Here is a 22255-nt window from a genome sequence, read left to right on the forward strand (position 1 = left end):
CTAGCACAACAGAGCAGGGTAGATTACTGCTGATCCCAATAATCGAGTTTTCCGTTGATTGTGCCGACGTGTACGTTGTATCGCGGAAAGTTCTTAAACAAATACACTTTGTCATCATGACGTTTAGAGTTATAAAAAAGCACACGATACCCTGATGTTACATGGTTGAAGTGGTCATTAGAGTCTTCCAACCGGTCATCGACTATCGGATTTCGACTGTAGATGAAATGAATGACTTGGTCGCCTAGCTTAAATTGCCTTGCCTCCACCTTCCATTTAGACAACAAGTCTCCATGCTCACTCTGCTTTGAATGCATGGCGACAACCTTGCCTCGATAGCACGTCATAAAAGTATCTCTCTCATCGGTTTTAAAGTTGATGGAATAGCGACATGTTGCTCCATTAATAAACGAGTAAAGAATCGTTAGAATAATGCTTACAGTTAAAAGTAGAGCGAGTGCCATAACGGTTCTATTAATCATTAGCTTGTTCCTCATTGTTTAATTCAATTAACCCAGAACGAGTAGAGTAAAAGTAATTCCCTGTTTTATTTTTAGTTAAGAGTGAAGGTGGATTATCTCCTTCAATATGGCAGATTTGACCTGTTTTAAGTTCTTTGCATTCTAAATTCACCCATGAAAGCCACCAAAAGAACAATATATAAACACAAACAAAAATCATGAATATCGAAAGAAAGAACTTTCGCTTTTCGCAACGACAACTTTCTACGGTATGGGTCACTAACGCATCGACTTGAACATTAGAGGGTTCACCAATAAAAGAATCTTTGTCTTTATTCTTTACGTCTGTATTTTGTTTGGGTATTTGGATCCGATAGCCTTTCTTAGGCACATTAAGGATTTTTATATTGTCGATTTCTAGCACCTTCCTTAAGTTGGTTATCGCGACCGGCAGCGAATTTGGACCGATGATCTCCGCACTTCCCCAAGCCTCTAGAATCAATTCATCCTTCACGACAACGTCACCAGGGCTTTTGCACAAACGATCTAAGATGCAACTCTCAGGTATGGTAATCGAGAACGACTTGCCATTTCCCAGAATGAGCTCAGCGCCGGATTCGGTTCGCTTCAGCGTGCAGTTTCCTATTGGCACTTCAATGCTGTCGATTTGTTGAGGTCTCATAAAGCTCCACCTTTATTATTTAGTTTTGAACGCTGATAAATGGTATGAAAGTTCACCCTTATGGTGTTGGTTTAATGTTAAATATATAAGTAATTAATCATTAATTTACATGTTCGATTGTTGTTTATAGGGATCTTGCCCACAAAAAAATGGACTATTTATTCATATTTGTTAAATGTCGTCACCCTTTATTATCCAACCGATCTCAGGCATATATATGAAGAATTTCTTCGCACAATTTCAGTCAATTGGTTGCAGTCAACAAGATGAGGAAATTAGATATGGTTATTTAATGTTTAGGAATGAATCTGAAAAGTGAAGATATTTTAGGTAATCGCAATCAGGGCATGGTCGTTGAGGGGATTACTTATCGTTCCATGCATTCTAACGTTTCAATTATTAATTCTTATTTAACGATGATTAATTACCTTTATTGAGCGAGGTAGAGGATGCTTGCATTTCTAACATAGGTTTTTGCGCTTAATAAACATGATTGTGGAATGCATATCACGGAGCGAACTGAACGAGTTATTTGTACATCTTTGTTCTGCATCCAAAGGGAGTCTCGGATGATCCAAACGCCAGAAATGACGGCTTTTCTTTTGTTGATATTTCTTTATGCCTTTATGCCTGGGCCAGCAATGCTCTATAGCGTGGGGCAAACCTTAAGTTGTGGTAAGCGAGCGGGTATCCTTTCTGTTATTGGGTTGCATTTGGGAGGGTACTTCCACGTTGTCTTATCTGCGGTGTGTTTGTCATCCGCTTTCGTACTATCACCAATGGTATTTGAGGCAATGAAACATCTTGGTGCTGTCTACTTGATATGGCTTGGCATTACCAGAATCTACAAAGCTCAAACACAAGTCTGGTGTGAGAAACAACAATCTGGTTGTCAGCATGATTCTGACCAGAGGGTCTTTGTTGATGGCATCATCGTAGATGTTCTAAACCCCAAAGCCGCGTTATTTTACTTAGCTTTTTTGCCTCAGTTTGTAAGTCGCGATATTGGGTCAGATATTTGGCCTCAACTGTTACTACTCGGCATCATCACCAACATTGTATTTAGCTGTGCTGACTTATTGAGTGTCCTACTTGCATCACGATTACGTGCTGCACTGCTTTTAAAACACAATGCATGGATTTATTTGTCGAAGTGGGCAGGCTCGATATTCATTTTATTAGGGCTCTTGGCGGTAATTAACTAGATATAAGTTTTCTAAGTGAGGTCGTGAAAATTATCTTCACGATAAGGATTTTTGGGTTTCAAAACTTGGCTTTAATCTTGGCATAAAAAATTAAAGATAATTTCATCAATAATAGGAGGGCTATTTGATTTTTTCGTTTAAATATAATAGTGCAAAATAAAAAGGGAAAAGTAATGATAAATATAAACAATGTTGAATTATTAACACCAAAAGATAAAACACTATATTGGAAGAAATGGAGTTATTGTGCAGAAGCACGAATTGATCCGCTGGGTCAGATGTGTGTAGACCATATTAAGGAGCATCAGTATGAATAAGTCTCCCTCTGTTTATGGTGGTGCTTGTATTATTGCGTGCGTTTGTGTTGGTGCTGGTATGCTTGGCTTGCCTACCGCAGCATCAGGCGCATGGACATGGTGGGCGTTGCTGATTCTATTCGGCACTATGATCATCATGACGTTCTCCGGTTGGCTTCTGCTTGAAGCGTACTCTTCCTTTCCTTACAAAGCATCGTTCAGCACGGTAACTGAAACCGTGTTAGGTAAACCTATCAGTATCATCAATAACTTAGCGGTGTATTTTGTTGGCGGTATCCTGTTGTACGCCTACATTACCTCTGCTGGGTTGGTATTGGCGGATATGTTTTCAGTCAATGCCAAAGTGACCTCATTATTGTATGTGATGGTGTTTTCTTTTTTCGTTTGGCATTCAACGCGTTGGGTGGACCGAATTTCAGTATTGTTGATCCTTTTCATGGTTATCTCGTTTGTGTTTGGGATCTCAGGATTAGCAAGCCAAATCGACCTGTCCGTGTTGTTGAATTCCGGTGACGAGGGCGCGAACTACGTGCTTTACGTGGCGCCTATGTTGCCAATTGCGCTTGCTTCGTTTGGTTATCATCACTCGGTGTCTTCCTTGCGAGACTACTACCAAAGCGAACGTAAAGCGGGTAAGGCGTTGATTGGCGGAACGGTGATTGCGTTTGTGGTTTATAGCGCTTGGCTGCTCTCAATATACGGTAACTTACCTCGTGGTGAATTCAGCCATGTCATTGAAGCGGGTGGCAATGCAGATGCGCTCTTGAATCAGCTGAGCAAAGTGATTGAAGTGACGTTTATCTCACAAGTCATCAGTGCCTTCTCTGTCGCTGCTATTTTATCAAGCTTTATTGGAGTAGGACTTGGCGTGTTTGATTTCCTTGCCGACCTATTCAAATTTGATGACACCAAAGAAGGTAGAACCAAAACTTGGTGCGTAACCTTTATCCCTCCACTGGTTCTCTCTTTACTATTCCCGTTTGGGTTTCTTATTGCCATCGGCTATGCAGCGTTCGCTGCGGCAATCTGGGCCTGTATTATTCCAGCGGCTCTGGTTGCCAAACTGAGAGCTCAGCGAAAAGCAGACGACATCCGCGAAGACTCTAACGATAAGAGTGCAGAGCCTACTTTTACGGTAAAAGGCGGAAGTGTCGTGCTGTGGGCTTCTTTACTTTTTGGTATCGCGGTCATGGTCATCCACCTGCTGACATTACTTGATGTTATCCCCATGTTCACGGGATAAATTCAATATTCATGACGAATACTCGAATATAAAAGCCAACTAATATGACCTGAATTCGTTTTACGGATTGAAATGACACCTGATGTTTCCATTAAGGTGCGGATATCTCTATTTAAATTTCGATGTCCCATTTAAATAAATAGTCTGAGAGTTTCTCATTGAAGAAGGATTTTTTATTTAAGTATTTCGTCAAGCAATAACGATAGAAACAATTAAAGGACGTTAAAAATGACAATTAATCACACGAAGAATAATCACTCGAACAGAAAATCAAAAAAACAAATAAGCGCTTTACAATACACTGGATTATTAGGTGTTTTGTTAAGTTCGGTGCCTGTGAGTGCAGCGTATGTCGACGGCAATTTGAAAATCAACGGAGATTACTTTCTTTTCGGTCTTGGCTCGGGTGCCGCGATGGAAGACAAAGACGACTATGCGGTTTCTGGTATCGGTCGTGTTACCGCAAACTGGAGGGCGTTTGAGGATCAGAGTGGCAATGTTGGGCAAGTCCAGCTTCGAGTCGACCACAAACATCGTTTAACTAATGATGTACCGCTGATGTACATATTCGATAATTTAGGTGGTTACGGCATCATTCAACCAGCATTCAGCGACATTGGTCTTCGATTAACCAATTTGTACTGGCGACAAGAGTTCAACCAACAAAATACCGAACTGATGGTCGGGTTCCTCGACAGTACGGATTATGTCGATACTTACGCGCTTGGCAATCCTTACGCTGGCTTTTCAAACCTCCAATTCAGCACCGGTGTTGGTACGATCCCCATTCCAGATGAGTCCACTTTAGGTTTCACTCTAAGGCATATTACTTCGGATAATTTTTATGGCTTAGTGAGCTTTTCGGATGCGCTCGCCGATTCAACGGAGCCGTTTGACGGGTTGAGCCAGATCGTGCGTGATAACCAGTACTTTAAGTCTTTGGAAATTGGTTGGATAGGGGCGAAAGATGCTTTCTATGTTCAGAACATCCACATGACCTTATGGCACAGTGATGGAAAACAGGAACAAGAAACGGAAAACTATGGTGTGAATGTTTCTGCAACCTACCTTATGGGGGATTGGATGCCATTTGTCAGAGCGGGTGTCTCACACGGCGACGAATCACTGTACGAATCATCGTTCACGTTCGGAACCGGATACTTAGGCTTTGATGGTAATACTTTGGGCATGGCCGTGGGATGGGCTAAGCCGAACTTACCGATGGAGATTGATGAGATAGTCAATGCGGAAGTCTACTACCGTATGCAGTTTGGCGCGCTGTCCTTGACTCCTAATCTTCAGTACGTCAGTGATTTAGCGTGGAATCCAAGCGAGGAAAATGCGTTGATCTTTGGCCTGCGAGCAAGACTAACGTTTTAATTCCGAATCGTAGAATCTTTGGTAAAAAAAAGCGCGGCGACGGCCGCGCGTGTCAAAGACCACAAGATACAAAGGAGTGTGTAGCTAATTGGATTGGAGAACTAACGTGTTGTTAGCGCCTTCATTCTCTCGTTTGGTCTTAAAGTCTCAACTAAATAATGGCTAATTAATGTGCAATGTTGTTTATCTTTATCACTGCCCCGGTAGCGGCGCACTTGCTGGGTAAGGCGACGCAGGAAAGTGGTTATCAAATCTGGAGAAACAACAAGAAATAGGGCTTATATGACTTGTGAGTAGAAACAAAAACGCCGCTAAATCAGCGGCGTTTCTATGTAGGTAATTGTCTTGTCTACTTGTAGCTAAGCTCTGTCGCTTTGCCTTTGAAGATTCGATACACCATAAAGGTGTAAAGCAAAATCATCGGCATAACGATCATTACGCCGTAGCCCACAATCATTAAGGTCGCAGGTGATGAAGCGGCTTCTTGTGCGGTCATTAACCCCGGCACAACTTCTGGGAAGAAGCTGTACGCAAGACCAAGAAAGCTCAACGCGAAAATGACGGTGACACCAAAGAAAGGCCAACGCACACCCAGATCATTCACCATTGGAACCTGACGCAAATAGCGATCAACGAGGAAGATGGTCGTCAACACAATCAATGGGAGTGGGGCAAGCAACAAGACTTCTGGGAAGCTGAACCAACGCAGGGCAACTTGTTGATTTACAATCGGGTTTACAACGCTCACCACCAAAATTCCCAAGGCTGCTAACCAACCCGCACGACGAGACCAACGCGCCGAGCGTATTTGCAAATCACCTTCCGTTTTCAGTACCAACCATGCGCCACCGATGTAAACATACGCCGCCGTTACACAAAGTGCACTTAACCAAGCAAAGCCAAATGCTTCGGCTGATTGTTCAAATCCCATGATGTAACGGCCGACCATGTAACCTTGGGTTAGCGCGGTGACTAGAGATCCAATTCGGAAGCACCAATCCCAATGAGGTTTATGATCCGAGTTTGCTTTGGCTCGGAAGTCGAACGCTACGCCACGCATGATCAGAGCGATCAGCATAATCGCGGTCGGCATATAAAGCTCAGTCAAAATCAAGCTATGAGCGGTAGGAAAGGCAATCAGCAGAATACCGACGGCTAACACCAACCACGTTTCATTCGCATCCCAGAACGGGCCAATAGACGCTATCATTCGGTCACGTTGCGCTTCATTATCACTTGGCAACAGGATACCGACGCCAAGGTCGTAGCCGTCGAGCACGGCATACATAAAGACCGAGAAGCCAAGCAGCAGAAGATAAATTTCTGGTAGATAGTCGAGCATGATTAGGCCTCTTGTTGTGTCAGTGGGACTTCATGGGCTGCAACGTCTTTGCGCGCCAAATAGAACAGGGTATGGATGTACGCAACCAGCAATGCCGCGTAAATGGCTAAGTACATAATGAGCGAAGTCATCACACTACTGCTCGCAACCGTAGTGACGGCTTCTGATGTACGCAATACACCGCTGACTAACCAAGGCTGCCGACCAATCTCAGTAACATACCAACCCGCAAGTGTGGCTATCCAACCAGAGAACGTCATGGTCAATACCGTGTACAGGTAAGGTTTAGGTAGTGATTTTTTACGTGCTAGCTTCACCGCTCCATACCAGCTAACCAGCAGCATAAGAACACCCACACCAACCATCACGCGGAAACCAAAGAACAAGGGCTTCACTGGCGGGTGGTCAGGTGCAAACTCGTTAAGTCCTTGGATTTCCCCGTCTAAGTCATGCGTAAGAATCAAACTCGCCAGCTTTGGGATGCCCACTTCAAAATCATTGCTGCGAGTTTCTTCATTTGGCATCGCAAACAGAAGAAGAGGCGCGCCTTGCTCGGTCTCCCACACACCTTCCATCGCTGCAATTTTTGCAGGTTGATGTTCAAGCGTGTTTAACCCGTGAAGGTCTCCGACAAAGATTTGAATTGGGATGAATCCAGCCGCCGCGAACAACGCGACTTTTAAGCCAAGTTTGGCTGAGCGGTGATCTGGCTTTTTCATTATTTGATAAGCCGAGATACCCGCAATCAAGAAGCTGGCAGTCAGCGCCGATGCTAATAGCGTGTGCAGAAGACGGTAAGGTAAAGAAGGATTGAAAATGACTTCTTTCCAACTGGTTACATGCACAATACCGTCAATCACTTCATAGCCACTTGGTGTGTGCATCCAGCTGTTAAGAACCAGAATCCAAAATGCGGACATACTTGTCCCAACAGCAACCAGAACGGTGGCGAGAGTATGAACCCATTCCGGTACTCGCCCTCGTCCAAAAAGCATCACGCCAAGGAAGGTGGCTTCCATAAAGAAGGCGGTCATCACTTCGTATCCGAGCAATGGTCCTGCTACGTTTCCGACTCGTTCCATAAAGCCTGGCCAGTTGGTACCAAACTGGAAACTCATCGTAATGCCGGATACCACACCTAAGGCGAAAGTAAGAGCGAATATCTTGACCCAGAAGTAATAAACATCGAGCCATACGGGAGCTTGTGTGCGGTTATATCGCCACTTGAAAAACACCAACATCCACGCTAACGCGATGGTGATGGTCGGGAAGAGAATATGAAAGCTGATATTGGCCGCGAACTGGATCCGCGACAGCATGAGGGTATCTAACATCTTGGTTCCTCAAAAACGTGCCGTACTAGAAATCGTGTGTATCTGTAATTTAGTTACGAAAAATCGGGCAGTTTGGATTCATGTATCGAGAAAGACAGGTGATTCTGTTTTCTTCTAACCATGATTTATATCAACTAAGACAAAGAAAGGAGTGTGGGAAATTGTCTCAAAATGCCGCTAATAGTCGCGAGAAGTGAGTAAAAGAAAGCAAATGTAACTGAAGCTGCATGAATTAAGATTAGTTCGAATTATCCTTATGATGGTTTCGATAATTCTGAAATAAAATTACAGAAACAGTGTTTTTAGTAAGGATATTCGCGTTTGTTGCTTTGGATGTTCGATTTTGGTTTATCAGACAAAAAAACGGCGCGGAATTGGAGTCATCCGCGCGAGTCAATGACTGCTAGATACATAAGAGTGCTTGGCTAATCACTCGGAGATCTTGAAAAACACAACAATCGAGTAGAACGTTAGCGTTTTCGCCAACCATTCCATTCTTTTGTGACTACGTTTAATTCTCCATTAATTAATGGCTAAATAATGCACATAAGTGCATATTTGAGTTCCAACGTGAAAGTACTCAGCCATTGACCCATTATTTGTCTTGCCCTAAAAAGAAAGGACAAGCAACAAGAGAGGACAAACAACAAAAAGGACAAGCGTTAACTTGTCCTTAAAAACTATTAATCGAAATTGTCTAGAGCGTTTTCACTACAGTTTTTCTAGTTTTGGTAACTGGTAGTGTTTCATCTTCTCCACATCTGGCACGTAAGCTCGAAGCTGTGCGCGCCATCCATCTACTGGTGTTTTCGCGTAGTTCACGCCTTTTTCGTCAGCGATGGCATGACATTGTTCCCCACCAAAGATGATCGTAAAGCTGCCGTCTTCGTTACTCTTAAAGTCTTTACGGTTTGTGCTCACAATATTGTGGTCGTTTGTCATCAAGTAGTTGTCTGAGTTGTACATAGTTAGCGAGCTGAAGGCTTTCGCCGGAACATGATCAAACGTTGCGGTGTAACATTCATTCGCCTTGGTGTTTTTAGGCGCCCAAGAAGCATACATTGCCGTCGATTCAGGGCTCAGACCCCAAGAACCAGCGATGGTGTAGGTCCATTTCTCCCAATTAGAAACATCATGAATATCGAATTGCACCGTGTCGTACATGTCAGGTAACTTACCCCATTCTTTAAGTAGGGCAGAACGCAGCTCAGCAATGTCTTCCTCTTTGGTGTCAGTGGTATATGGTACAGCTGAGTTTGACTCAATCTTCATCTTGGGTTGAATTTCGTTCTTGATGTACGCCAAGTCATCGGCCGTTGCGTCTGTTCCTACACGAACACCAATAAACGCGTAGTCGGTTTCAATATCACCCGCTTTGTATTCATACACACCCGGTGTCCAAGTGTACTGAACAAAAGTATGGTTTTGGTCTTGGATGTGAAGGGAGACAAAACGGTCACCCATGTCTGGGATTTCAATCTTGAAGCCTTTACGCGCATCAATAACCGCAAGGGAATAGACGTTGTCGACATTCGGCGTGACTACCCAAGTATCACCCGCTTGAGATAGGCCAGGGAAGTGGATGAACTGGTTCAACTCACCACGGCTTAGCATCTTTTGTGCGAACAAATCGGCTTCTTTGCGCTGGTACTCCATTGCTGTCATGCCGTAATCAAGCGGATTTACTGCCCAGTTAGAGGAATCGATGCTGTCGATCACTTGTTGTGTCGTCGGTAAATCAGCAGCAAAAGCAGCCGAAGAGATCAGAGCCATGGTCAGTGCTAATGACGTCTTTTTCATAATAGGACCTTTCAGGGTTAAGGAAGCGTTGACCCCATATTAGGCAGAACGAGATATGTTCAGAAGTGAAGCTGTTGAATGTTAGAAATTAACTGTATTAATATCTAAGACAAAGAGTGATGAAAGAGACGGCGTATGTTTGACTACAACCTACTCAAAGTATTACGAGTGCTGCTCGAAACCAGAAATACTAAGCAGGCAGCAGAACGTTTGAACCTTAGTCAATCGGCGGTAAGTCACGCGCTCAGTCGATTAAGGGAAACTTTTGATGACGCATTGTTCGTGCGCGAGCGTTATGGATTAGTGCCTACAGAGCGTTGTTATGAATTAGAGCGCCGTCTTCCTGAATTGATCGAGCAGATTGATGGACTGTTGGCCTTAGAAGCGGCATTTGATCCCTCTAAATATCAAGAAAAAGTTTCCATCAGTTTGACCAATGCACTGACGAATGCAATTGGTGTGGATCTGTTCTCTACTTTGCAAGAGAAAGCCCCAAACGCAAGATTTGAGATTATGGATTGGCGTTCACAAGTAGAATCGGCTTTGTTGTCTCGAAAAATCCACGTCGCTTTGGATTACGGCCCAGAAGGGTATTCCAAACAGATCAAACAAGAGTTGATGCCCAAGAACCACTTCAAGTTTTGTGTCAGACAAGGGCATCCGCTCACTCAACTTGATGTTGTTACTATTCATGATCTAGCCAAGTATCCAATGGTGTTGATTCGTACTCCGGATTGGCAAACAAGACACGAAACGGCAGAGCAGACCATGTTAAAAGCCGGTCATGTTCCGGATATTTTGTTGAAATCGGATTCGCCGGAGGTTAACTTTAATGCCATCCGACATTCTGATGCCTTCTTCCCAGTCGCCAGTGTCATGACGACACTTCCAGACGATATCGTCGCTATTCATCCTAACGTTACTTCCAGCACAGGCTTACCCAAGCAAAATATGGATGTGTACGCCTATTACCTCTATCAAACTCAAGATACCCCATTGATTAACTGGCTTCTTTCAGAGATCAAACTTCTTCTACAACACCGATTCGAGAATAACCAAAGACCGACATAAAAAGGGCGGAAGGCGAACATTACGCTTCAACAATCGAGGTCTACATGAACAACCTAATCGTATTTACAGGTGGCCCAGGTGCGGGCAAAACCTCTGTAATAGAAAAGCTGATTGAGCTTGGTTACGCTTGCGCGCCAGAAGTGGGGCGCAAAGTGATCAAACAGCAAGTTGCTCTGGATGGTGATGCTTTACCGTGGAAAGACAAAATAGCCTTTCGTGATGAGATGGTACGTGAAGAGAAAAAACACCATCAAGCCTTCGAACAACTCAATGAGCTTGTCTTCTTTGACCGCTGTATTGTGGATTCATACGGTTATAGCCAATTAGAAAACTTACCCATTCCACAAGCATTAATGGATACTTGTCAGCATATACGTTACGCCAACTCTGTCTTTATCTTTCCACCTTGGGAAGCCATTTTTGCTAATGATGAAGAACGAAAACAAGACTTTGCTGAAGCCGTAAGGACTTATCAATCCATGGTAGCGGCATATCATCAATATGGTTATGAGTTGATAGAAGTGCCGACGATGAGTGTCGAACAACGTGTGGATTTTATTCTCGAACGCTTAAAAGATCGGCAGTTGCTATAGAATTTATAGAAGTTGGGAGTAGTAAAGTGAACTAAACTGGGATCACGCAATCATAGAGAGGGTAAGAGGAATTTACCCTTTTTTACAGTAAGGTTTATTTAAGCAAAATAGGCGCTTAGCGAGACTAGAAAAGCTTAGAAACAAAGTTCTCAAATACGCAATGTTTAAATTTTGAGATTCAGATGTTATAACATAACAATTACTGTTTCCGATTATCCCAAGTACTATGAAGTTTGTTCGTTATTCACTCATTGCTGTCGCTGCTACCGCATTCTCTCTTGCAGCCTATCTCACCTATCAAGCAGAAACGAAACCAGAAGAAATCACCATTAAGGTCACGCCTTATTCCGAGCTAGAGGGCTCTCACGTACACGAGGCTCAGACAGACGACACGGCACCAAACGCCGAAGAGGCAAACCAAGATCACGACAACATTGCACGTATTCACTACTTCGTTAAAGTAGGTGACACACTCAGCACGATCTTCTCCTCATGGGGCGTCCCATACGAAACCACGCAAAAGCTTCTTGAAGCCGATTTAACCTCCTTGAAACTGGATACCATCAAACCAGGTGACCACCTTGAGTTTGTCGTGGACAGAGACACCAAGACACTGCAACAAGTGATCTTCCACGAAAGCCTTGTCGAACGTTCGATTTACACGCAGAACGACGATGGCACATTCGCTTATGACTTTGTTGAAGAGCCGGGTGAATGGCGTGAGGAAATGTATTCCGGTGAAATCAACGGCAGTTTCTCATCTTCTGCGCACCGACAAGGATTAACTACTACCCAGATTGCCAACATTACGCGTGTACTTCGTGACAAAGTGAATTTTGCCCGCGAGCTGCGAGCTGGCGATAGCTTTCATGTGCTGGTGCGTCGTCAGTACGTTGATGACCACTTAACCGGCAATACCGAAGTACAGGGCATTGCCATCAAGATGCGTGGTAAAGACGTAGAAGCGTTTTTGGCTGAAGATGGTCGCTTCTATGACCGTGATGGAAACAGCCTAGAACAAGCCTTTAACCGTTATCCAATCGACAAACAATTCCGACGTATTACGTCTCCGTTTAACCCGAACCGAAGACACCCAGTAACAGGCCGCATTCAACCGCATAATGGTACCGATTTCGCGACGCCAGTGGGTTCGCCAGTTTACTCAACGGGTGATGGCAAAGTGATTGCTGTTCGTAACCACCCTTACGCAGGCAAATACTTGGTGATTGAGCACAACAGTGTGTACAAAACTCGTTATTTGCACTTGAGCCGTTTCTTAGTCAAGAAAGGCGATCATGTTAAGCGTGGACAAAAGATTGCGCTTTCGGGTGCGACAGGTCGTCTAACAGGCCCACACTTGCACTTCGAAGTACTGGTGCGCAACCGTGCAGTGGATTCGATGACAGCCGATTTGCCGTTGGCGAGTTCGATTCCAAACAAAGACAAACCTGCGTTCCTAGCACGAGTTTCTGAGTTTGATGACATGGTTGCTACCGCGCAAAACGCAAGCAACGCAGAAGCGAGCGAGGGTAAAAAAACGTCTTAGACTCTTTGCATAGCTCAATGAACAAAGGCAGGCTTCGGCTTGCCTTTGTGTTTTAAGAGCCATGTTTTTTATGGACCATGTTGTTTTATGAACTGGCTTATTTTAAGCAGCATGTTGGTTTAGAGAGAATAGACAGACATTCACCACCTCAAACGCTACCTTGGTTGCGCGATGTGATACAGTTCGATTCGCATTCCTGCTGAAATTGACCAAAATACAAGTAGTAACGAGTGGAGGGTGAATGCAAATACCAACCGTAGGCTTTGACCATAAGAAATCGAATCAAGCAGAGATTGAAATCTTCGATCTAGAAAGCTTGCATGGCCAAGAGTACAAAAGCCATTCACCTCAAAAACCGCATCGCATTACCTTCTTTATGATGGTTTACATCGAAAAAGGCAGTGGCGTGCACATGGTGGATTTTAAGCAGTATCCGTTTGAATCTGGCAGCATCCTCTTTGTTCGTCGCGAGCAGGTGCAAGCTTTCGATTTGTCCAACAAACCCTCCGGCAAAGTGATCATTTTCACCCAAGCGTTTTTAGACCAAGTGCATGCCAACATGCGTTTACCTAACTACACTCCAACGCATTTAAACCAAGCTCGTTCACCGTTATTGAACTTAGACGAAGCTACCTGCCAGAGTGCCAAACTGCTTATTGGTGAGGTTATCAAGGAAATTGAAAGTCAGCATTCCGACCCATTGATCGTCATGTATCTTTTCTCTTCTTTCGCCCTGATGCTGCATCGCCTTCGCCCTGAGGAGCGGCACGATAAGTTAACCAAAGAGCAGAGCTACAAGCTTGCACGTTTCTTTGATTTGCTCCAAGCGAATTATGAACATATCCGTGATGCGAACTGGTATGCGAGGCAGATGGGGTCAACGTATAAAACGTTAAATGTTATCTGCAAGCTGGCTACCAACTTAACCGCGAAACAAATGATCGATGCGTTTGTCACGATAGAGATAAAGCGTCGCTTGGTGGTGAGTAACGTTACGACACAACAGTTAGCTTTTGACTTTGGTTTTGAAGATGCGAGTAATTTTGTTCGATACTTTAAAAATCAAACCGATATGACACCAAGCCAATTCCAGAAGCAATACGCCGAACCACAGTTATGATGTTGACTATGAACGCCTTTTTGTGTTCATGTTCGATATTGACCATTTTCCGACGCACATCCACACAGACGAGTCTTTGATTCATTCCTATTATTGTTCTCAAGCCAACAAGAGGAAAATAATATGAACAAATTGACTCGCTTTTTCGCTAGCTCTGTTATCGCATTCACTGTTTTTGCTAGTGCTTCTTTCGCTGTAAATGCCGAGGAATTGTCGAATCGTGATAAAGCCGTCGCGGTTATCTCAAGCATTGAAAGTGGTGACCAAAACGCGATTTCATACATTAATCCAAACAAGTACATTCAGCATAACCTTGCGGTTGCAGACGGTTTAGCGGGCTTTGGTGAAGTAATGAAGATGCTGCCAGAGGGCAGTGCTAAAGCGAAAGTGATTCGTACCATTCAAGATGGCGAATACGTGGCATTGCACACGGAATACGACTTTTTCGGACCGAAAGCTGGCTTTGATATTTTCCGTTTTGAAGATGGTTTGATCGTCGAGCACTGGGATAACTTACAAGACGTAGCGAAACCTAATCCAAGTGGTCGCACTCAATTTGACGGTGCAACAGAAATTACAGATGTAAACAAAACGGATGAGAACAAAGCGATCGTTTCTGATTTTGTACAAACCATTCTGATGAAAGGGGATATGTCTCAGATCAGTAAGTTTATCGGTGATAAAGACAGTGACTACATCCAACACAACGTTGCAGTGGCCGACGGTTTGAGTGGTTTGGGTGTTGCACTTAAACAATTAGCGGAAGCGGGCATGCCGATGGTATACAGCAAGAACCATTTGATTATCGGTGAAGGGAACTTCGTGTTATCAGTGAGCGAAGGTCAGTTCATGAATCAACATGTCGCGTTCTATGACTTATTCCGTGTCGACAATGGCAAAATTGTAGAGCATTGGGACACGATTGAAGCGATTCCACCGAAGTCAGAGTGGAAGAACGGCAATGGCAAGTTCGGCTTTAAATAGCATCTAAAGACAACATGCACGAAAAAGAGAGTCACATTGTGGGCTCTCTTTTTTCGTTTAAGCGAGTTATATATCCAATAATAGTTCGAAAATAAATCAATGTGATACAGGTGTAAAATAAAAACAGCTTAACTTTGGTTTTTATTTGTACAGAAATTAACGACATTAAGTGATAACTGGATTATTAGGGTCTTTATGAAGTATGAATAGAATTAAGGCTCTAATTTTTCTCTTTCGTATTTTTGTTGTGGCGCATGAAAAATGTGTGACTTTAATTCCAAATAATATTTTGAAAATCGATTTATTTGATTTTCTTCGCCTTTGTTATCTTTCTATTTGTGCTGGCTATTAAATTGGGTGAATTATGCATCTTACTTATTTGTTGTAAGAAAAATACTACAACAAAGTCAGTTAAGTTAATGTTTTTACGGTTTTATTTAACTCAGAGTTAGTTCTTTTTGTTGAATGTGAAATGAGGCTTTTGTTGCTAACTTGCTGTTAGAGTTCTAAAAGTTGCCGTCTATTTTCTCAAAACAACGCCTTTCTTTTGATCGTAACAAAGCTACTTTGAATTAAATTAAAATAAGCTAATTAAGTTTATTCTTTAACATGAATTTAAACTTGGTTGATATAATAATTAGCTTTATAAAATTGGGCGGTTATTCGCTATCAAAGATAAAGTTTGATATTTATCCCAGAAGTAAGAAGGAATTTTTGCCTTGGTTATTTTTATTTATAAATTAAGTGTGCTTGCAAAAAATAAATGAACCGTTAATTGCAGGTCTTTGTGCAGTACCTAAATAATTAATATAAGACTAAGGACTTAATTATGTATCTAAGAAAGAGCAGTGCTACGCAGACAAACTCCATTGGTTATCGCACGTTAGGGTTAACAATGCTTTGTTCTGGTTTATTGTTGAATCCGATCTCCCAAGCCATGGCAGCGGAATTCAGCACCGATGCGGTTGCACAATCAGAAAGCGAATACTGGAGCACCTATAAGTTAGACATCAAAAACACTGGCTCAGACAGCGCAGACATGCGTGAGGCAGTGATTGAGTTCGTACTGCCTGTCGCAATTAACGACATTGGTTGGGCATCAAATCACCTTTCATACCCATCATGGGAGATTGCTCATACAACACAAGCTGACGGCGTATTGAGCGCTGTAACACTTAAATTCCCAGCAGGCTCTTGGGTAGACAGTGAGTTGGCATCTGGTGAGTCGGCGGCGTTAACCATCTCTTTTGGCGGTGAACTGAAGGATCTCAATGCGTTTGAAGATTCCGTAGTGGTGAAAGTCGATGGTGAAGTTGTTCCTCCACCAGAGTTCTCATTGGATATCTTAGCGCCGGCACAAAACTCTGTGGTTTACACTGGCTCGAACGTAGACATCATCACGAGCGTAGAGGGTGAAGGTGCAAGCAAGCTAGAGTTCTGGGTCAACAATAACAAGCTGGCAGAACAGCCTGTAGTAGAAGGAACGACCGAGTATCAACAAGCTTGGCTACCAGCGGAACTTGGCGCCGCTTCAATTGCTGTCATGGCGTTCAACGAGAGTGGCGAAAAGCTGACTGAACAATCTGTACAAGTCTCGGTTGAATCAGAATCTACCGCGCCGAATCCTCCTGTGATTGAGTTTATCTCGCCAGATGCAGGCTCTTCTCACCAAAAAGGTGACACGATTTCGATCTCAGCTAATGTTACCGATGCGGATGATGACTTAGCGACGGTTAAGTTCTTCGCTAACGATGCTGAAGTATGTCAGTTAGACGCGAAAACGACACAAGATTTCTCTTGTGATTGGACTGCACAAACAGCGGGTTCAGCAACGCTTCGCGCAGAAGCTCAAGATGACGAACAACATGTTACTCGCAAGAGCCTAACCATTACTGTGACAGACACGGGCACCAGTTGTGGCGATGTTCCTCAATACGAAGATGGCGTGGCATACAAGGTGGGTGATGAAGTTACCAATATCGGTAACATCTATTCATGTACCGTAGCAGGTTGGTGTGGAAACCCAGTTTGGACGCCGGGGACAGGTCACCCAGATTATCCGGATGCGTGGAAAGACGCGTGGGACGAAGTAGGGCAATGTGATCCGAACCCAGTTCCAGTGGTGGATGTTCAATCTCCTCAAGATGGGCAAAAAATTGCACCAAACCAAGCGTTCGATGTGATTGTCGATGCGACTGACGATACTGAAGTTGCTCGTGTTGACGTTCAGTTGAATGGTCAAGTGGTGGCAACATCAAGCACTCCGTCACAAGGCGATACCTACACCATTACAGTTCCTGCACAAGACGAAGGTCAATATACGCTAACCGTCGTCGCTTACGATGACCAAGGCGCAAGTGCAGAAGCCGCACCAATTTCTCTGGCGATCACCGATAAAGACTTGGTGGTTTCGCTGTCTTCTCCTGTTGATGGTTCGAGCTACTTTGAAGGTCGTGCGATTTCAATCAAAGCTGACGCGAAGAGCTACGAAGGTGATATTACTTCAGTAAGCTTTATTGCAAATGGTAATGAGCTATTCAAAGACACCGAAGCACCATACGAATACGAATGGCTAGGTGCACAGAAGGGCGCTTACGCGATCACGGCTAAAGCGGTTAACACAGCAAGCCAAGAACAAACTTCGGCAACGTCAAACATTACGGTGAAAGAAAGCACTGGCGGCGGTGGTTTAGTCGATAACCCAGATCGCTCTATCAGTTACCTAACATCATGGGGCTTGAATGACTACGAGCAGTTGTTCAATTCAGAGGGTGACGGTTACCTATTGTCATTTGGTAAGTGGGACGCGAGCGGTAACATTACGATCTCTGATGGCATGCTAACGCCACCAGATTACAATCCGGATTGGATGCCAACGCAGTACCTAGCTTGGTCGACGCTTAAGCATGACAATGAAAACGTGACTATGATGGTGGCGTTCGGTGGTCAAACGTACGAAAGCATTTGGTCAGCGATCAGCACGCCACAAAGCCGTGAAGCGGTTGCAACTGGATTGGTTGATTTGGTACATACGCCATTCCCTGTGTACAAAAAGAATCTGACACCAGAAGAGATGGAAGGTGAATGTCTTGCATCAAAACCTGATGGCAGCTGTGATTACAGTAAATACCAGCTAGCAGGCTACGTACACATTGACGGTCTAGATTTTGACTTCGAAAAAGCCGCTCGAATCACGGATAAAGAGAACCAAGATCTGACTGCTCTGATCAAACTGATCCGTGAGAAAGTAGGCAATACGAAGGTTCTGTCTCTGACTACTTACCACGTAGGTGCAGACCCAGTTGAATGTATGGATGCGAGTGTGTTCGAAAATTGTTCTTACATTGAGCCATCAGGCCGTTCATCTCACCACGGTGAAGTAATCGATTTGCTGAAAGCAACCAAGAACGACTTCGATTTCTTCAACGTAATGACATATGACGCAGGTCGAAATTTCCTCTACGACGTCGCGATGGCGAACTATGCTGAATATATTGGAGACAAGTCGAAGATTGTTTTAGGTAACACGATCAACAGCCAATGGGCGCCAGGTGGCAACTTTGTTGAAACGCGTCAAAACAACCTAGACCGTGCTAAATGGCAGAAAGATAACGGTTATGGTGGTTTCTTTATGTGGACGCTAGGTTCAAACAACCAAGGTTTGAGCATGGCAGAACAAGTTGACTACTTTAACGACATGATCAGTGTAAGCAAGTAGTACTCACCTCATCTTGTAATCTACTTGAACGACGGAAGGCTCTCATGCCTTCCGTTATTTCTTCAATCTTCATCATGGGAACGCTTCTCGCTCGCCGTATTCCCATGCAAATTCCAATTGAAATTCAGTGGTGACAATATGTCAAAACTAGATTCTGGTCAGCACCAGAAAGCGATTCCGCACGCCCAAAATAAGGCATTCAAACCTAAAAATGACTCACCCCAACGCCAAAGTAATACGTCACAACACTATGACGCGTTTAGTAAATGGTTACATTGGATAATGGCGGTGATCATCATCTACGCCACCATTGCTGGTTATGGCATGTTGTTTGTGATGGATATGCCGCAACTGTTTCATGTGTTGTCGACGCTCAATATGTCATTCGCGACCATCGCATCCGTGTTGTTAATCGTACGTTGGGGTTGGTCATTCTTTCGAAAGACACCGGAGTTACCAAGCACGATACCTAGCACGCAGAAAAGCATTGCTAAATTGGCCCATGGCACCATCTATCTTGTGATGTTTGTTGTCTTTGTTAGTGGCTTTTTGATGCTTAAGCACGAGTACCCATTCTTTTGGCTGTTTACCATTCCAAACCCAATTTCTAATGCCGAAGTGAATGAGTTTTTCTTTATGGTTCATCGAGTTGGTTGTGCCACATTAGCGACGCTGGTGGCGTTGCACGTCGCGGCGGCATTGAAACACCACTTCGTGAGTAAGAATGATGTGTTAAGAAGCATGGCGTTGAGTACGTCTAAGCAAAATTGATAGCGGGGAAACTGGCGCTTTAACGCACATTGAATAAAGCGGTTTAAACCACAAGAAAAAAGGCTTGGTGAGCCTCCAAGCCTTTGTTTCGCGTTATCAAGCCGTTTTGGGCTAAATAACTACTTTTTAAAGGTGAGATTCAGAGTGAGTGGAACTCGGTCTGAAATCTTAATGCCACCAACCGTTGCTGCTAGGTTTGTTAAGTTTTCAGTTGGGATACCAAAATCTGAAGCGCCAATAATGACAGGCGCACTTGAGCTAACCATCACAGTATCGCCAGCATTGAGTACCACAACAGGGAATTCTACCGACTTGGTCTTACCAAACAGCGTCACTTCAGCAGGGACTTTAAGCTTGTGAGAGCCTTCGCCTAGTGCTGACCAATCGACTTTACCGACAACTTTCACAGGGGCATGTTTTGCCGATTCGAAGAAGATTTCGTTGAGTCGCGTATTACGGATTGGAATGCCGGTTTCAATGCTGTTTAGGTCGATAGACACATCAAATTGTCCTTCGCTGTTAAGCGTGCCTTTGAGGGCATCGATGGTCGCGGGTTCAACAACAAATTGATTTTTGATGGTAGCAAAGCTGACTGAGGAGAATTCTGAATCTAGCGTGTAGTTATCAGCAGCGAACGATGCACCTGAAAATAGCGCAAGCGCGATGCTTAGGGTGGATAAAGTCTTTCTCATTATTATTAACCTTATATACGTTGAACAACGGTTCTACTTGATAGTAGTTCGGATTTATAAAAGTTAATAAAGAATTAAATCGATTGATTTCGATGATTTTTTCGATGTGATTGTGCGCTCACTAATGATGATTTGATATCAATGTAACTGATGCCATTTACGCTTTTTATGTCAAAAATGTGCTAATTAGCAATGACTTATTAAGGTGTTGGTAAATCTATACGCCCAATATGGTTATTCTATAAAAGTGTGATGCTGATATAAAAAAGGTTCATTTTATTAAAGTGGTTGCACCTGATGCGGATAACGTAACTGAATAGTTAAAACCAGTGTCGCGGGAGAGAGATTTGGCAAAGAGAGTAATGCCAAACCATCGGCTTAATTAACCCCGTTGATAGAAATTAATCGCTTGCGTTGAGACAACCATAATGAAAAGAATCATTCTATTAGCCGTTTGTGCCATGTTTGGCATTGCTGTCATGGCGAGTATGGCGTCTACCTACTTTATCTCAAGTCAGAAAATCGATGACATTATCTTGCACAAATCTCAGGTTCAGGCTGAGTTTTTAGCTGAGAATGCAAGTTACATTCTAGAGAACTCAAACCATCCTACCGAAGATCTCCAAGCGTTAGTTGACCAGTTAAAGCAACGTTCAGATGTAAGTTATGCCATTGTAATAGATAGCAATGTTTCTGCTGTTGCACACAGTGATAGACAAAAGCTAAACAAGAAGTACGAAGATGACTATACAGTGGCGGGGGCAACCAAAGGTGTGCAGCAATACTCGAAGTGGTATGCGGATGTGCAGCAAGTGTGGGTGTTCGATATCATGGCTCCAATCTACGTGAATGGCCAGCTCTACGGCACGTTCGATATCGGTATTCCAATTACGGAAGTGAGCCAAGCAACGAACGGTATTATTAGCTATCAACTTGGTTCAATGATCGTGATTTTTGTACTTTGCGTGGTACTACTTTCACTTCTGCTAAGCCATTTAATGAAGCCGTTATCAGTATTGAAAAATGCACTGCATGACATTTCGCAAGGGGAAGGCGATCTGACTGTTCGTTTGCCAACAAAAGGCAATGATGAAGTGGCTCAGATTTCATCAGCATTTAATCTCTTTGTCGAAAAGGTTCATGGAATTATTTCGCAAGTGGTGAATACTGGTGTTGCATTGAATGGCTCTGCAACTGCCTTACGTGAGCAATCTCAACAGGCGTTGACTCGTGGGCAGGAGCAAAACGAGCAAACCATGCTGGTGGTGACGTCGATGAATGAAATGATTGCGACAGTTAATGAGATTGCATCGAACGCAGCAGGTGCAGCGAGCGCGGCAAGTACTGCAACGGATGAAACGCAAGAAGGCTACAAGACGCTACAAAAGACCACTACGGCAATCACAAACCTTGAAACCGAGATGAACAGCACGTCCAGCATCATCGTCAGTTTGGCAGATAATACTCAATCGATCGGTTCAATCCTTGAGGTGATTCGTGGTATCTCAGAACAGACCAACTTGTTAGCACTTAATGCTGCAATTGAGGCTGCTCGTGCTGGTGACGCAGGTCGTGGTTTTGCTGTGGTAGCTGACGAGGTGCGTAACCTTGCGACGAAAACCGCGCAGTCAACCGATGAGATTGACCTGATGATCAAACGCTTACAAGACGAAGCGCAAAATGCCGTGAATTCGATGGGGAACAGTAAAGCTCTGATCGAAGAAGGAACTGCGGAGACGGAACTGGCGCGACAAGCACTAGAAGCAATTTCTAAACAGGTAATGACCATTTTGGATATTAATACTCAGGTTGCAACGGCAACAGAACAGCAATCGACGGTAGCTAACGAGATCAACATGAACATGGATACGGTGAGCAACTCAGTGAAGCTCGGTCTAAATGCAAGTGAGCAATTAGAGCAATCGAGTCAACAACTGGCCGAGCTTTCACAAACGCTTGATCATTACGTCGGCTCGTTCAAAATCTAACCCACAAC

Annotated in this window: 17 protein-coding genes and 1 pseudogene; 12 read left to right on the forward strand and 6 right to left on the reverse strand. The window is 43.8% G+C overall.

Annotated features, from left to right (window positions below; translation table 11 throughout):
• Nucleotides 1-23: 23 nt before the first annotated feature.
• On the reverse strand, nt 24-482 hold the full coding sequence (locus H735_RS16585; protein WP_020197329.1) for a hypothetical protein: 459 nt from the start codon (nt 480-482) through the stop codon (nt 24-26).
• Entirely contained in the window at nt 475-1143 is a 669-nt protein-coding gene (locus H735_RS16590; RefSeq protein ID WP_020197330.1) for a winged helix-turn-helix domain-containing protein, read from the reverse strand. The genes H735_RS16585 and H735_RS16590 overlap by 8 nt, the downstream gene beginning before the upstream one ends.
• Nucleotides 1144-1712: 569 nt before the next feature.
• On the opposite strand from H735_RS16590, the gene H735_RS16595 reads away from it, so the two are divergent.
• The 4 genes and pseudogenes from H735_RS16595 to H735_RS30190 form a co-directional block, all read left to right on the forward strand.
• Nucleotides 1713-2348 carry a LysE family translocator gene (locus tag H735_RS16595; protein ID WP_020197331.1) on the forward strand — a complete coding sequence of 212 codons (636 nt, stop codon included), beginning with the start codon at nt 1713-1715 and terminating at the stop codon, nt 2346-2348.
• 309 nt (nt 2349-2657) lie between these two features.
• On the forward strand, nt 2658-3908 hold the full coding sequence (locus tag H735_RS16600) for an aromatic amino acid transporter (protein WP_020197333.1): 1251 nt from the start codon (nt 2658-2660) through the stop codon (nt 3906-3908).
• A gap of 330 nt (nt 3909-4238) precedes the next feature.
• Entirely contained in the window at nt 4239-5288 is a 1050-nt protein-coding gene (locus tag H735_RS16605) for a carbohydrate porin (RefSeq protein ID WP_227741556.1), read from the forward strand.
• A 176-nt stretch (nt 5289-5464) separates the two neighbouring features.
• A pseudogene (locus H735_RS30190) lies at nt 5465-5563 on the forward strand (monovalent cation/H(+) antiporter subunit G); the annotation flags it as partial.
• A 74-nt stretch (nt 5564-5637) separates the two neighbouring features.
• On the opposite strand, the gene H735_RS16610 reads toward H735_RS30190, so the two are convergent.
• The 3 genes from H735_RS16610 to H735_RS16620 form a co-directional block, all read right to left on the reverse strand.
• Nucleotides 5638-6630: a cytochrome d ubiquinol oxidase subunit II gene (locus H735_RS16610; RefSeq protein WP_020197335.1), complete on the reverse strand. Its 993-nt coding sequence runs from the start codon at nt 6628-6630 to the stop codon at nt 5638-5640.
• A gap of 2 nt (nt 6631-6632) precedes the next feature.
• On the reverse strand, nt 6633-7964 hold the full coding sequence (locus H735_RS16615; protein ID WP_020197336.1) for a cytochrome ubiquinol oxidase subunit I: 1332 nt from the start codon (nt 7962-7964) through the stop codon (nt 6633-6635).
• Between the two features lie 711 nt (nt 7965-8675).
• A complete protein-coding gene (locus H735_RS16620) occupies nt 8676-9764 on the reverse strand; it encodes a DUF1214 domain-containing protein (RefSeq protein WP_020197337.1) in 1089 nt (362 codons plus the stop codon).
• Between the two features lie 135 nt (nt 9765-9899).
• On the opposite strand from H735_RS16620, the gene H735_RS16625 reads away from it, so the two are divergent.
• The 7 genes from H735_RS16625 to H735_RS16655 all read left to right on the forward strand — a co-directional run bounded on the left by H735_RS16625 (nt 9900) and on the right by H735_RS16655 (nt 19567).
• A complete protein-coding gene (locus H735_RS16625) occupies nt 9900-10835 on the forward strand; it encodes a LysR family transcriptional regulator (protein ID WP_020197338.1) in 936 nt (311 codons plus the stop codon).
• A 44-nt stretch (nt 10836-10879) separates the two neighbouring features.
• Nucleotides 10880-11428, forward strand: coding sequence for an AAA family ATPase (locus H735_RS16630; protein WP_020197339.1), 549 nt, complete (start codon nt 10880-10882; stop codon nt 11426-11428).
• A gap of 226 nt (nt 11429-11654) precedes the next feature.
• On the forward strand, nt 11655-12974 hold the full coding sequence (locus H735_RS16635; RefSeq protein ID WP_020197340.1) for a peptidoglycan DD-metalloendopeptidase family protein: 1320 nt from the start codon (nt 11655-11657) through the stop codon (nt 12972-12974).
• A 241-nt stretch (nt 12975-13215) separates the two neighbouring features.
• Nucleotides 13216-14094: an AraC family transcriptional regulator gene (locus tag H735_RS16640; RefSeq protein ID WP_020197341.1), complete on the forward strand. Its 879-nt coding sequence runs from the start codon at nt 13216-13218 to the stop codon at nt 14092-14094.
• Nucleotides 14095-14217: 123 nt separating this feature from the next.
• On the forward strand, nt 14218-15078 hold the full coding sequence (locus tag H735_RS16645; RefSeq protein ID WP_020197342.1) for a nuclear transport factor 2 family protein: 861 nt from the start codon (nt 14218-14220) through the stop codon (nt 15076-15078).
• Nucleotides 15079-15907: 829 nt separating this feature from the next.
• Nucleotides 15908-18796, forward strand: a complete 2889-nt coding sequence (locus tag H735_RS16650) for an Ig-like domain-containing protein (protein ID WP_020196355.1) — start codon at nt 15908-15910, stop codon at nt 18794-18796.
• Nucleotides 18797-18934: 138 nt separating this feature from the next.
• Nucleotides 18935-19567, forward strand: a complete 633-nt coding sequence (locus H735_RS16655) for a cytochrome b (RefSeq protein ID WP_020196354.1) — start codon at nt 18935-18937, stop codon at nt 19565-19567.
• A 119-nt stretch (nt 19568-19686) separates the two neighbouring features.
• Here H735_RS16655 and H735_RS16660 read toward each other — a convergent pair whose 3' ends face one another.
• Nucleotides 19687-20259: a YceI family protein gene (locus H735_RS16660; protein WP_020196353.1), complete on the reverse strand. Its 573-nt coding sequence runs from the start codon at nt 20257-20259 to the stop codon at nt 19687-19689.
• Nucleotides 20260-20687: 428 nt separating this feature from the next.
• Here H735_RS16660 and H735_RS16665 point away from each other — a divergent pair, with 428 nt between their 5' ends.
• Nucleotides 20688-22247, forward strand: coding sequence for a methyl-accepting chemotaxis protein (locus H735_RS16665; RefSeq protein ID WP_027726711.1), 1560 nt, complete (start codon nt 20688-20690; stop codon nt 22245-22247).
• The last annotated feature ends 8 nt before the right edge of the window (nt 22248-22255 follow it).

The sequence above is a fragment of the Vibrio owensii CAIM 1854 = LMG 25443 genome, assembly GCF_000817815.1.
Lineage (GTDB): Bacteria > Pseudomonadota > Gammaproteobacteria > Enterobacterales > Vibrionaceae > Vibrio > Vibrio owensii.

What these genes read in the sequence shown, in the direction of transcription:
- H735_RS16590 (WP_020197330.1), bottom strand. Translation starts at nt 1,143, where the DNA reads ATGAGACCTCAACAAATCGACAGCATTGAAGTGCCAATAGGAAACTGC.
- H735_RS16600 (WP_020197333.1), top strand. Translation starts at nt 2,658, where the DNA reads ATGAATAAGTCTCCCTCTGTTTATGGTGGTGCTTGTATTATTGCGTGC.
- H735_RS16620 (WP_020197337.1), bottom strand. Translation starts at nt 9,764, where the DNA reads ATGAAAAAGACGTCATTAGCACTGACCATGGCTCTGATCTCTTCGGCT.
- H735_RS16630 (WP_020197339.1), top strand. Translation starts at nt 10,880, where the DNA reads ATGAACAACCTAATCGTATTTACAGGTGGCCCAGGTGCGGGCAAAACC.
- H735_RS16595 (WP_020197331.1), top strand. Translation starts at nt 1,713, where the DNA reads ATGATCCAAACGCCAGAAATGACGGCTTTTCTTTTGTTGATATTTCTT.
- H735_RS16655 (WP_020196354.1), top strand. Translation starts at nt 18,935, where the DNA reads ATGTCAAAACTAGATTCTGGTCAGCACCAGAAAGCGATTCCGCACGCC.
- H735_RS16640 (WP_020197341.1), top strand. Translation starts at nt 13,216, where the DNA reads ATGCAAATACCAACCGTAGGCTTTGACCATAAGAAATCGAATCAAGCA.
- H735_RS16660 (WP_020196353.1), bottom strand. Translation starts at nt 20,259, where the DNA reads ATGAGAAAGACTTTATCCACCCTAAGCATCGCGCTTGCGCTATTTTCA.
- H735_RS16625 (WP_020197338.1), top strand. Translation starts at nt 9,900, where the DNA reads ATGTTTGACTACAACCTACTCAAAGTATTACGAGTGCTGCTCGAAACC.
- H735_RS16650 (WP_020196355.1), top strand. Translation starts at nt 15,908, where the DNA reads ATGTATCTAAGAAAGAGCAGTGCTACGCAGACAAACTCCATTGGTTAT.
- H735_RS16635 (WP_020197340.1), top strand. Translation starts at nt 11,655, where the DNA reads ATGAAGTTTGTTCGTTATTCACTCATTGCTGTCGCTGCTACCGCATTC.
- H735_RS16610 (WP_020197335.1), bottom strand. Translation starts at nt 6,630, where the DNA reads ATGCTCGACTATCTACCAGAAATTTATCTTCTGCTGCTTGGCTTCTCG.
- H735_RS16645 (WP_020197342.1), top strand. Translation starts at nt 14,218, where the DNA reads ATGAACAAATTGACTCGCTTTTTCGCTAGCTCTGTTATCGCATTCACT.
- H735_RS16585 (WP_020197329.1), bottom strand. Translation starts at nt 482, where the DNA reads ATGATTAATAGAACCGTTATGGCACTCGCTCTACTTTTAACTGTAAGC.
- H735_RS16665 (WP_027726711.1), top strand. Translation starts at nt 20,688, where the DNA reads ATGAAAAGAATCATTCTATTAGCCGTTTGTGCCATGTTTGGCATTGCT.
- H735_RS16615 (WP_020197336.1), bottom strand. Translation starts at nt 7,964, where the DNA reads ATGTTAGATACCCTCATGCTGTCGCGGATCCAGTTCGCGGCCAATATC.